Genomic DNA, 12,217 nt, shown 5'->3' with positions numbered 1-12,217 from the left:
TTCGTTGACAATTCCTCATCAGGACAATGATTCTCTTGCATAAATTGTAACAGTTTGTAAGGGTCGCCGCAACACGCCGAGGCATACTTCTTGGAACTTCTGGAGCCTCTTCGTACACGTTTAAGTGCAAAAAATCATAGCCGTTAGCGGAAGCCTTTCTTTTCGCTGCTATATTTTCAGATCATATGGTTAGTTCAAGAAAATGTTCATGGTAAAATTGGAACCTTTTCTCAGTTTACTGAGTCTATCATAAAACTCCATTATTTACACATTAAGAGTGTAAAAGTTCAACTTTTTAGTGGGCAGCACTCCTGCTTCCTACTCTCTATTAGACGCAGCTGCATGGGAAATAGTTTCATAAACTTAATTGCACAATTTTCCCGGCTGCGTCCATGCAGAAAAGAGCCCCATCCCGTATGGGACAGAGGCTCTTGTTAGTTTGTTCATTTAATCATACAGGATACTAAGATGTCCTCCTGTAGTCAAATTTTCGTAAGTACTCATTTTAACCTTTAATGGGTCATTCAGCGTCATCGTACATAGGTGATTAACCTTGCTCGATTAAACCATATTTCCCATCGTTCCGTTTGTACACGACGCTGACCTCTTCATTCTCAATGTTCGAGAATACGAAGAAATTGTGGCCGACCATGTTCATTTGGAGGATTGCCTCTTCCACGTCCATCGGTTTCAACATAAACCGCTTGGTCCGTACCACTTCCAAATCATCATCCTCTGTATCCATATCCAGTTCAGCAGTAGCTACTGTACCTGTCGGATCTTCAACAAAGAGCGTTTTCAAGCTGCCTTCCTGGCGGAACTTCCGGTTAACTTTCGTTTTGTGTTTACGGATCTGACGTTCCAACTTGTCCACCACAGCATCAATGGAAGCGTACATATCGTCGCTCTCATCTTCAGCGCGGAGCACAATGCCTTTCAAAGGGATCGTCACCTCAACCGTATGCAAGCCTCTCGTCGTGCTCAATGTAACAGCACCGTCAGAGTTAAGGGGTGCATCGAAATACTTCTCGAGTCTACTCAACTTTTTGTCGACATAATCTTTCAAAGCATCGGTAACCTCGATTTGTTGACCTCGAATACTTAAATTCATAGGGCACTCCTCCTTTTCCTTTGCCACTTCATTATAACACGAATGTAAGCGCCATGTAAAAACTCCCCGTGACCGAATCATGACATCTGTTCAAGCCACATCTGCCCACCTACGCGTAACGCCATATTTCGCGATATTTCATCATAATTAGGCGAAATCTCGTATTTACAAGATTTTAATATTAGGCGCTTGATGATGTAATTAACCGTTTTCCTCATTCCTCAATCTATTATGTAATATCTTAAAATGAATCTATTAGAAAAACAAAAAAAGACCCCGGAAAACCGGAGTCTATTGCTAGCGATAATTCAATTGGTAACCATCTAACCATATATGTAGGTCGGATTGTCCGGATGATTATAATTTGATTACGTTAGCGGCTTGAGGTCCACGTGCACCTTCGACGATGTCGAATTCAACGGATTGACCTTCTTCCAAAGTTTTGAAGCCTTCGGATTGAATTGCGGAGAAGTGTACGAATACGTCGCCGCCATCTTCAGTCTCGATGAAACCGTAACCTTTTTCTGCGTTGAACCATTTTACTTTACCTTGCATGCACTAACATTCCCTTCGTCATCAAATGAAGTGAAGCTCTGGCCAAGACCTTAGCCCACAATTCAGACTATACCATCCAGACTTATCCATTGTCAATTGGTAAAGAAAATGTTTTATTGGTATAAAATGCTAGAAAATGTCGAAACATTTAACCTTGTAACTAAATAATTACTGTCGAGACATTATTCTATACGAATTGTTAACTTCAGCTGAGTTGCAATACATATTTTTTAAGATTTTCTCGCCAGACTCCATTACTCCTCATAACTTCATTGTGGTCACTAAAATGTTTTAAATAATGCGAATCAGAGCAATATCGGTGAACCTCATCAATAATTTCCAAGAGTTCCTCTTGTGAAGTAAATTTTTTATAAAAATACTCTAATGATATGTATATCAACCAGAAAGTCTTATCACAAAGTTTTTTATACATTTTCCCCATAATTTCTTCATCGTTAGAGATTTCCATGGAATTTATAACTTCAAAAAAGCCACGATGTTGCTCCAGACGACTTTCGATTGTTGCATACTGTGATACTTCTCCACGTTTGTTAATTATCTTGATATTCTCTGCTTCCATTTTCTCAGGTATTCCTTCATTTACGAGTTGCAAAGAAGTAGAATACACTGCTCCATATTCACACATCAGCAATTCCCAACACATATGTGGATAGTGCAAAGTAGCTTCATTTCCTGATAAATGAATTGTTTCAACCTTTTCGATTACTTGTTTTTCTACAAGTATTTCTTTATTGAAAATAATACCTGACATATAATTTGAAGTCAGCATAAATTGATAAATTGACTCTGTCCCTGGTGAGGTTACAATTTCTTCAAATTTACTCTGTTTAGTTGTACTTGACTTAACTATAGCCAAATCAGGTTCAGAGCGTAAGAATGATATTATTTTTTCTAAAGTAATCAAATCCACCGAGTCTTCATCGCTTAGGAGAAGAAGAAATTTCCCCGTAGCCTTCTTACATACATTCACCAAATTACCATAAAACCCTTCATTTTTATGAAGTTCAGTATATGTTATTCGGCTGTCGGTACAGGCCTCTATTTCACTGTAGAAACACGAAGTATCATTTTGAGATCCATTATTAGAAACTACCACCTCTAACTCATAGTCATAACTACTACTCAGCAAATGAATTACGTTTTCTAACGCTCTATGACCTCTATTGTATGAAGGTATACAAATACTCAGTAAGACGTTCTCACGATTCTTGCTTAGTGATGTTCTCCGATAATTATGAATATATTGAATATACTCTTGAGATTTTTTTATTTCAGTTGAGAAACTTATTATGTTTCTTGGTATATAGTTCGTACGGAGTTCAAAAAAACTTTTCATTGAGTGATAAGAAAGGAACAGCGTAAGATGCTTTAACTGTGCATTGCAACCGCCTTGGAGTGTTGCGAGGAATTTGTCCTCCTCCTCAATTAGAACGAAACATTCACGCTGCTCTTTAGCAATCGAGGATACAGCAGATAACGAATTACCGATCTCAAACTTTTCTACATACAAAAAAGAAGAGAATGAGTCAAATTCATTTTTTTTATAGCATGACGCTTTTGTTTCAAATAAAGTAAATGCATCATTTATTTCTTTTGTCTTTTTGTTATAAAAATAATACTGGTTTTCGACTTCTGTAGGAATTAAATAGTACAGTAGCTCAGAGAACTCTTTTCCATCAACCGGTAATTTTAAAACCTTTAAATTCTCAATGTAATTCATTTCAAACTCAGGAATGTTGGGTTCAATAAAAGCCTGTTGGATAAGATAGTCTATCTCCTCAGAAAATTCCAATGATTGTGCGATCTTAAACATCGATATAGCCCGATGATATTCTCCTGATTCGAATAAAACTTCTCCAAAAAATTTATAAAAACGATGTTTATTTTCATTTGAATGATGGTCAGGATTGTTTGAAACATCTTCATAAATTTCATAGAGTTTAAAAACAGCTTGTTCTACATTCCCTTCTTGTATCCACTGCAAAAGCTGCTCCCACTCGAAATCATTCATATTGAACCTCATTTCTCAATTTTCCAATTGATTTCTCACATAATCGACCGTCTCTCGAATCCCATTAGAGAATGTTGTTAGTCCGATACAACCAATATCTTGTTCCAATTCAGCAATGTCGGCCGAAAGATGCATCACTTGGTTTGGGGCATATGGAATCCCACCGAACTTTAGTGGCTGTAAAGGTGAAACTTCATCTCTCATTTGCTCGATAAAACTTTTTAAAGGACGAGTGTCTTTACTACCTATACAGTAAACTTTTCCATCCAATCCCTTTAAGGATAGTTCATAAAAAATTTTAGCTGCATCTTTACTATAAAGAAAATTCCATATTTGCTCACCTTTAGTGAAATCTATACTTTCTTTTAATAACATTTTTCTAATCGAGTCAATAACCATTGTTTGGCTATCATCGTAAGGACCATATACACTTAGCACCCGTGCCCAAACATGCTTAATTTCTAACTGTTCACAAAGAATCCTACTCAATTGTCCTGCACTTAGCTTAGCTATACCATAACTATTCTCAGGAAAAGTCGCAGTTTTGGAAGTGAGAGGGTAAGTTGACCTTCCGTATTCTGCTTGAGAGCCGGCACCAATAAACATATGGCAACCCAAGTCTTTAGCTAACCGCACTGCGTCTAAAGTGTAACTAATATTGCTGTTCTGTGTATCAACGTTATTACGTCCAGGTCCAACACTGTCATTCCACGCAAAATGATAAAAAACATCATATTGTCCCTGAATATTTGCTGTTGCATATTCGTCCAAATTAAGTTCAACTATTTTGATTAAATGACTTTTTGGGAAATATTTAATACCTGTAGATCCTTTACGACATATAGCAAGTACTTCCACATTGTTTTCCAAAAACAATTGAACTAGGGCTATTCCAATAGAGCCGGTAGGCCCTGTAATTACAACCTTCATATTAAACAATCCCTTAAATGCTGTAGTTTGTGATTTAAAAAATTAACTAGAGGAATAACTCTCATCTACCAAATCGATCAACATACTCTCTTTAAGTGCTTGTCGATCTAAATATGGAAACATATCTTCTAATGGCCTGTTAACTACCAGTTTAGGATATACTTCAGAATTGCTTGACAACAAAACCTCCAAAAAAGCTGGCCCTGTGGTATCAAAAAACTTCTTCATTACATCTATATCGTCCATTGATGTAATTGAGAAGCTGGGGATATCATACGCTTGGAAAATGCGACCAAAGTCAGGATTTGGATTCACCGTGGACTGTTTCCGGCCATTCATATACAAGTCTTGGAATTGACGAACCATTCCAAGTGATTGATTATTGAATACAACTACTTTTACTGGTAAATTAAGACGCACAATTGTATCTAGTTCTTGAATATTTAGTTGGATGCCTCCGTCTCCTGCTATGACAAGGACTTCTTTTTCTGAGGATAGGGCAGCTCCGATAGCCGCAGGCAGTGCAAATCCCATTGCTCCCATACCCCCTGAATTCAACAATCTCTGACCGGAAGAAAGCTTAAATGACTGAGAGGCCCACATTTGATGTTGTCCAACATCCAAACAAATTGTCTTAATTCGGCCTGCCTCTAAAGATAACTTCTCAATAAATTGATTTGGTTCTACCTCAACATGATCAGAAACAAATGATAATGTAGGATATTTGCTTTTTTGATCATTAATAAAGCTTAGCCAGTAATCTAGAGATTTTTTTCTATGATTAGCTAGTTTTGTATTCAGCTCAGTTAAAAACACCTTAATTGAAGCCGTAATAGCAATGTCCACATGCACTTTAGCATTTAGCTCACAAGCTTCAATATCTACGTGTATTTTGGTAGCTGCTCTAGCAAATGTGTCTGGACGAGTACCTGTTTGTCTGCTATCCAATCTCGAACCCAGTATAATTAAAAGATCACAATTGGCCACGGCTAAGTTACTATATCTGTGCCCGTAGGAACCAATCAAACCAAAGCTACGATCATATTCCGTAGAAACAACATCAAGTCCCATCAGCGAACTAACAACCGGAATTCCTGTGAGACTCAGAAATTTTTTCAACTCTCCTTGAGCACCACCGCTTCGAACTCCGCCACCCGCTAATATGAGGGGTCTTTCTGATAAACTTATCAAATCAATAATTTCATTTAATTTTTCTTCTGCAATAATCTTCGATGCCGCACCTTGCCTAAGAAGTTCATACTCATCGCTATTAAAAAAACTTGGCAATTTCTCTGGTTCAATATCAGCGCGCTGAAGATTCATCGGGAGATCTATTAAGACGGGTCCAGGGCGTCCATTTTGAGCTAAATAAGTTGCTTTTTCAAGCTCGTATCTGATCATATTCGGATCAGTAATTAGCTCAGCATATTTAGTAAGGGACTCTACAACACTAACAATATCAGTTTCTTGAAAACCTAACTGTCGAACCGGTTTATCGAATTTGTATTCATAGGTGTTAACCTGACCAGTGATAAATAAACAAGGTACGGAATCAAAGTAGCAACTACCTATTCCTGTAAGCAAGTTCAATGACCCCGGACCACTGGTTGCCATAGCAACTCCCAATTTGCCATTCACACGTGCATAAGCTTCAGCGGCAAATGCTGCCCCTTGTTCATGCCTCACTGAAATACATTCAATCTCAGGAGTTTTGGATATTGAATCGAGTAGATGAACTATTGCCCCTCCAATAAACTCAAAAACATGAGAAACGCCTTGCTCTTTTATAAAATGAACTACGTAATCAGAAAGTTTCAATTCCTTCCCCCCAAACTATGTTACTTGATGCTCTTCAATCTGACTCAAACAAAGATCAAGGAGAGTTTCTTTGTCTGGACTAGCCTTTGAAAAGGTAATTATTTGATCAATCGTCTTTTCCAGACACCATTTAGGCTGCCAGCCTAAATGCTTTTTAGATTTAGAACAATCTAGTTTAAGATATGTCGCTTCATGTGGATGGTCACCAACAGAAATCTCGTATCCTTTGTTAGAATCACTCCATTTAGTACACAACATTTGAACGATACATTCTACTGATTTTGCATCAGTTTCTTCTGGGCCAAAATTCCACGCTTCTGCATAATCCGAGCCCTCTTCAAACAACTTTTCTAGTAGCATAAGGTAGCCACTCAAAGGTTCAAGAACATGTTGCCATGGTCTAATTGAATGCGGATTTCGAATCTGAACAATTTCATCTGTTAGTAAGGCTCGAATAGAATCAGGCACAAGACGATCCGCGGCCCAATCTCCACCACCTATAACATTGCCCGCTCGTGCTGATGCTACCGCTACCTTTCTATTTTCATTATTAAAAAAAGAATCGCGGTAAGCAGATGTCACCAACTCTGAACATGCTTTACTGCTGGAATAAGGATCATACCCACCAAGAGGCTCCGTTTCTCTGTAACCCCATACCCATTCCTTGTTGTCATAACACTTGTCTGTAGTTACATTTAAAACACATTTGACTGATTGACACTGTCTTACAGCTTCAAATACATTGACTGTCCCCATAACATTCGTCATATAGGTATCCACCGGAGATTTATAAGATTCCCGCACTAAGGGTTGGGCCGCCATATGAATAACAATTTCAGGTTCGGAAATCTGCATAGCTTCACTTAGGGCATGATAATCTCTAATGTCCCCAATAACGCTTTTATAAATTAAATTCTCGACTTGGCAAATTTCAAACAAGCTAGGTTTCGTTACAGGCCATAATGAAAAACCGGTAATTTCTGCTCCCAGTGAGCTTAACCATATGCTTATCCAAGACCCTTTAAAGCCAGTATGACCAGTTAAAAAAACTTTCTTCCCTTTCCAAAATCCCTTGTTCACCATTTAGTTTCCACCTTCAATTTCCCTTCACTCCAAGGAGCATTCCCTTTCGTCCACAACTCTTCTAAGTAGTTCTTGTCTCTTAAAGTATCCATAGGCTGCCAGAAACCACCGTGCTTAAATGCTTGGAGCTGACTATTTAAAGCTAAATTCCTCAATGGCTCTTCTTCAAAAACCGTCTGATCATCTTCAATATAGTCCATAACTGCCGGGTTCAAAATAAAGAACCCCCCATTGATCCATCCATTATCACCTTTTGGTTTTTCCTTGAAACCAAGCACATTTGAGTCCCCATCTAATTCCAACGAACCAAAACGACCATTGGGTTGAACCGTTGTAACTGTGGCTTGTTTTCCGTGACTCTGATGAAATTCAACGAGTTCCTTAATATTCACATCAGAAACTCCATCCCCATAGGTAAGCATAAAAGGTTCATTATTTAGATACTCTCTTACTCGCTTCAGCCTCCCCCCAGTCATCGTACCTACGCCTGTATCAACCAATGTAACCTTCCATGGTTCAGCGTGAATATGATGGATTACTTGTTTGTTAGTAGTAAAATCAAAGGTGACATCAGATTCATGCAAAAAGTAGTGAGCAAAATACTCCTTAATTACATATCCTTTGTAACCTAAACAGATAACAAAATCATTGAACCCATAGTGGGAATATAATTTCATAATGTGCCATAAAATCGGCTTACCCCCAATTTCAACCATGGGTTTAGGCTTGAGATGAGATTCTTCGCTAATTCGGGTGCCGTACCCCCCCGCTAAAATGACAACTTTCATACCTGATCCTCCGAATCTATTTTTTCTCAATTACGAACCTACGAATGGTCTCTATCATGTAATCTACCTTTTCTACTGTAAGTCCTGGATAGACACCTACCAGAAAGGTATCATTCATGATTTTATCTGTATTAGTTAGATCTCCACAAACTCGATAATTGACATGTTGGAATGCAGGCTGACGAGTTAAATTGCCTGCAAATAGCATGCGGGTCTGAATACGATGAGCTTCTAAATAAGCTACGACTTCATTTTTTGTAAACTTAACTCCGTCGCGTAAGGTTAAAATAAATCCAAACCAACTGGGATCCGAATCCCTCGTAGCCCTTGGAAGTATGAAAAACTCTTCTAAATCCTTAAGCCCCTCAAAAAGACGACTGAAATTATATCTACGGGCTTGAGTAAAACTTGGCACCTTTTTCAACTGCTCTACTCCAATAGCTGCCTGCATTTCGGTTACTCGAAGATTGTAACCAATATGTGAATATGTGTATTTATGATCATATCCAAACGGTAACGAGCCTAGTTCCCAGCCAAAGCGTCTATTGCAGGTATTATCGCAGCCAGAAGGGCACCAGCAATCTCTTCCCCAATCTCTAAACGATTCAAGAATAGATTTTAAAAGTGCATTGTTTGTATAGACCGCTCCACCTTCTCCCATCGTCATATGATGTGGTGGGTAAAAACTAGATGTGCCGATATGCCCAAAAGTCCCCGTTAATTGACCTTTAAAAGTTGATCCAAGAGCATCACAGTTATCTTCAATAACCCACAAATTATACTTAGAGGCGATTTCCATAACTTGGTCAATTTCGAATGGATTCCCCATTGTATGAGCTATCATGATTGCTTTGGTTTTTGAAGTAATAGCAGCCTCAATCCGGTCAACCAAAATGTTGTAAGTTCCCAAATCTACATCTATAAATACTGGAATAGCACCATTCTGGACAATAGGTGTCACTGTTGTTGGAAATCCTGCCGCAACTGTAATCACCTCATCTCCAGGCTTGATCTGGCGATCTTTCAATTTAGGTGAAGTAAGGGCAGAAAAAGCTAAAAGGTTAGCAGAAGAGCCAGAGTTGGTCAGAAGGGCATACCTCACTCCCAGAAACTGAGCATACTCTTGCTCAAATTGTTGATTATACCGGCCAGCAGTTAACCAAAAGTCCAGTGAAGAGTCGACTAAGCTCCTCATTTCTTTTTCGTCGTAAACACGTCCGCCATATGAAACTGTGGATACATTTGGATTAAAATCTCTACCCTTATCTGCATGAAACAAATCGTAATAGTTTTCTACTTTTGAGAGTATTTCAAGTCGAGATATTTTTTCGAGATAGAATTTATCAACTTCACCAATTGTCACAAGATTATCAGGTTTTAATATGTCCTTATTACAGATATCTAAATATACCGTTTGCTCAAATACTGACAAATTCATTTCAATAATATACTTTTCCTCACACTTATGTGGGGGATAGAACGCCACTGGATAGATTTCAACTGTATCGTCATTGATTGCACAAGCAACTACACCATAACTTTCAGTTTCCTTTATACGAAAAATGCTTCCTTGATTAATCATTTGCACACTCCTCATAATCTTAAGCCATTTTGTTGAATTTATTATTATAGATTGGAAAATGAAGTCTATATTAAATGGATATAAGCCATATAAAATTCAATCCTTTAATTACTTTAACGACAGAATACGTTCAAATAATTAGAGGAATTTTGATTGATTGGTCACTTTGTTAAAAATAAATCACTTTATATACACTTTGGCTTTAAAATGATCACAATTCTTGATCTTATCAAACCATTTGAGAACAGGAATAATAGCGAAAACTCTACCAATTTTAAGGTAGAGTTCCACGTTAAGAAGATAAAATATGATCATATTCTGTATTATTACTTATCATTGGTGCTGGCCTGCCACGAGCTTAAACGAACTTTGTAATCTTGCATATACAAAAACTGTTGAAGCACCGCCACAGCATGATTTTTAATTGCTCAACTTCTGGTATATTAATTCAAATAAATCATTTCATGAGTGACCCCGTTACTTCAAAAGCCATCTCAATCTCTCTAAATCTTCTAATGTATCAATATCAAGATCATATTGTCTTCCCATTACATAAGGAATCTGATTATCATTGAGACTAATATCTTGCGTTACAATATCGCTAACTTTATTTATATAGATGGCCCCATTGACTTTATAATAAACAGGCAGGTCTTGCCTCCTTACTGTACTTGATGTTTGCAATAGCGACTCAAGTTTACCTTTCTCATTGATTTTCCTCATAAACAATGGATGGTCCTCAACTTCTGATACACTGATAATACTCGCGTTCTCATGAATAGCAATTAGATCAATTGCTTCATCGATATGAATGTGGCTTCTCAGAGGCTGAGTTGGTTGTAGCAAAATGACATAATCATAATACTCATTTTGCGATTGTAATAAATTTAGGGTATATTTCAGAGTATCCAGGGTCCGCGCTTCATCCGTAGCAAGATAACACGGACGCAAGCTATCTACATCAACACCATTAGCACGGCATACGTCTGCAATCTCAGTGCTATCTGTAGATACATATATACGGTCAATGTATTGGGATTCTTTCGCAGCATTAATTGTATAAACAATAAGCGGGTTTCCATTCACATCCACAATGTTTTTATTAGGAATTCCTTTGCTACCGCCTCTAGCCGGAATAATCGCAATTATCTTCTTATCATGAAACATTTAAGCTCCCCCTATTTTAAGTCCAAGAACGTTTTTTGGATGTGAGTATCCCAAATTGTATTCGACTGCAAGATTTGCATGAAACGCTCAGAGCTCCCCCCGTTTCCGAACGAGTTAGAATGTTTAATCACTCCATGTGGAGGAACATTAGCTATAGCTTCCAAAATCTTCAGATGATCTTCTTCTACATGTTGAATCATTTGAGCTTGATCAGCACTATATCTACCCGTCTGTCTTGTCCCAACATCTATTGCGGGTGTCCCATATACTCCAGCTTCTCGAATGCCGGCACTCGAATTTCCAATGATAAACTGAGCATGTTTTAAAAGTGTTAAAAAATACTCAAATCGAATTGACGGATAAATAAGAAATTGAGGGTAGTCTCTCAGCTCCTGAAACGCATTAATAATCAGGTCACTACCCTTATCGTTATTGGGGTAAATCACTACATAATTATTACTCGACTGAAGCAAAGCTTTCTTGAATTCTTCGATATGCTCGGGTAATAAATCCACTTGCGTCGTAACAGGATGATACATGACAATACTATATGTGGAAAAGGGGATTTCGTAGCGCTGTTTTACTTTGTCTAACGATGGAAGTGTTTCGGAATACATAATATCAATGTCCGGTGAGCCTATAACATAAATCTGTTCACTTTTTTCCCCTAGCTGCATAATTCTACGTTTTGATTCTTCATTACTTACAAAATGTAAATGTGCAAACTTGGTAATCGCATGCCGAATGGATTCATCAATTGTGCCCGAAACCTCTCCTCCTTCAATATGTGCAACCAAAATGTTATTAAATGCTCCTACAATAGCTCCTGCTAATGCTTCTAAGCGATCCCCATGAACCACAATCAAATCTGGTTTGATTTCAGAAACATAATTACTCAGTCCACTAATGGTATTACTTAGTGTTAAGTCCATAGGCGTACTATGGTTTTGGTTAATAAAGTGGTAAACTTGCCGAAACCCATCCTTTTCAATCTCACGCCATGTAGAACCATAACGGGAATGCATATGCATTCCCGTTATAAATAAGTTCAACTCATAAGCAGGGTCTTGATCAATCTTCATCATTAATGATTTTAGTTTGCCATAGTCTGCTCTCGTTCCTGTTAGAAAGACAATTTTTTTCATTCATTC

Annotated in this window: 10 protein-coding genes; all 10 read right to left on the bottom strand. The window is 37.9% G+C overall.

Annotated features, from left to right (window positions below; translation table 11 throughout):
* Positions 1-547 precede the first annotated feature (547 nt).
* Positions 548-1,111: a ribosome hibernation-promoting factor, HPF/YfiA family gene (gene hpf / locus ABIC22_RS12490; protein ID WP_127541020.1), complete on the bottom strand. Its 564-nt coding sequence runs from the start codon at positions 1,109-1,111 to the stop codon at positions 548-550.
* A gap of 357 nt (positions 1,112-1,468) precedes the next feature.
* The gene (locus ABIC22_RS12485; RefSeq protein ID WP_024631599.1) at positions 1,469-1,666 is read right to left on the bottom strand and encodes a cold shock domain-containing protein; all 198 of its coding nucleotides are present in this window, start codon (positions 1,664-1,666) and stop codon (positions 1,469-1,471) included.
* 205 nt (positions 1,667-1,871) lie between these two features.
* Complete coding sequence (locus ABIC22_RS12480) at positions 1,872-3,698, bottom strand: glycosyltransferase (RefSeq protein WP_354481151.1); 1,827 nt, start codon at positions 3,696-3,698, stop codon at positions 1,872-1,874.
* A gap of 15 nt (positions 3,699-3,713) precedes the next feature.
* Positions 3,714-4,628, bottom strand: a complete 915-nt coding sequence (locus ABIC22_RS12475) for an NAD-dependent epimerase/dehydratase family protein (protein ID WP_354481149.1) — start codon at positions 4,626-4,628, stop codon at positions 3,714-3,716.
* Between the two features lie 42 nt (positions 4,629-4,670).
* Complete coding sequence (locus ABIC22_RS12470) at positions 4,671-6,446, bottom strand: thiamine pyrophosphate-binding protein (RefSeq protein WP_354481147.1); 1,776 nt, start codon at positions 6,444-6,446, stop codon at positions 4,671-4,673.
* A 15-nt stretch (positions 6,447-6,461) separates the two neighbouring features.
* The gene (gene rfbG, locus ABIC22_RS12465) at positions 6,462-7,529 is read right to left on the bottom strand and encodes a CDP-glucose 4,6-dehydratase (RefSeq protein ID WP_354481145.1); all 1,068 of its coding nucleotides are present in this window, start codon (positions 7,527-7,529) and stop codon (positions 6,462-6,464) included.
* Entirely contained in the window at positions 7,523-8,317 is a 795-nt protein-coding gene (gene rfbF, locus ABIC22_RS12460; protein ID WP_354481143.1) for a glucose-1-phosphate cytidylyltransferase, read from the bottom strand. Before rfbF ends, rfbG begins: the two co-directional genes overlap by 7 nt.
* A 16-nt stretch (positions 8,318-8,333) precedes the next feature.
* Positions 8,334-9,899, bottom strand: a complete 1,566-nt coding sequence (rfbH, locus tag ABIC22_RS12455) for a lipopolysaccharide biosynthesis protein RfbH (RefSeq protein WP_354481141.1) — start codon at positions 9,897-9,899, stop codon at positions 8,334-8,336.
* A 477-nt stretch (positions 9,900-10,376) separates the two neighbouring features.
* Complete coding sequence (locus ABIC22_RS12450; RefSeq protein WP_354481140.1) at positions 10,377-11,066, bottom strand: acylneuraminate cytidylyltransferase family protein; 690 nt, start codon at positions 11,064-11,066, stop codon at positions 10,377-10,379.
* 11 nt (positions 11,067-11,077) lie between these two features.
* Positions 11,078-12,211 (bottom strand): UDP-N-acetylglucosamine 2-epimerase, encoded by a 1,134-nt coding sequence (gene neuC, locus ABIC22_RS12445; RefSeq protein ID WP_354481138.1) that lies wholly within the window; start codon positions 12,209-12,211, stop codon positions 11,078-11,080.
* Positions 12,212-12,217: the final 6 nt, after the last annotated feature.

This window comes from Paenibacillus sp. PvP094, from assembly GCF_040546835.1.
GTDB lineage: Bacteria > Bacillota > Bacilli > Paenibacillales > Paenibacillaceae > Paenibacillus > Paenibacillus illinoisensis.
This window is presented reverse-complemented; position numbering and strand designations above follow the sequence as displayed.

Bases quoted from the DNA above. Each gene is read 5' to 3' on its own strand.
- ABIC22_RS12475 (WP_354481149.1), bottom strand. From the start codon at position 4,628: ATGAAGGTTGTAATTACAGGGCCTACCGGCTCTATTGGAATAGCCCTA.
- rfbH (WP_354481141.1), bottom strand. From the start codon at position 9,899: ATGATTAATCAAGGAAGCATTTTTCGTATAAAGGAAACTGAAAGTTAT.
- rfbG (WP_354481145.1), bottom strand. From the start codon at position 7,529: ATGGTGAACAAGGGATTTTGGAAAGGGAAGAAAGTTTTTTTAACTGGT.
- rfbF (WP_354481143.1), bottom strand. From the start codon at position 8,317: ATGAAAGTTGTCATTTTAGCGGGGGGGTACGGCACCCGAATTAGCGAA.
- ABIC22_RS12450 (WP_354481140.1), bottom strand. From the start codon at position 11,066: ATGTTTCATGATAAGAAGATAATTGCGATTATTCCGGCTAGAGGCGGT.
- hpf (WP_127541020.1), bottom strand. From the start codon at position 1,111: ATGAATTTAAGTATTCGAGGTCAACAAATCGAGGTTACCGATGCTTTG.
- ABIC22_RS12480 (WP_354481151.1), bottom strand. From the start codon at position 3,698: ATGAATGATTTCGAGTGGGAGCAGCTTTTGCAGTGGATACAAGAAGGG.
- ABIC22_RS12485 (WP_024631599.1), bottom strand. From the start codon at position 1,666: ATGCAAGGTAAAGTAAAATGGTTCAACGCAGAAAAAGGTTACGGTTTC.
- neuC (WP_354481138.1), bottom strand. From the start codon at position 12,211: ATGAAAAAAATTGTCTTTCTAACAGGAACGAGAGCAGACTATGGCAAA.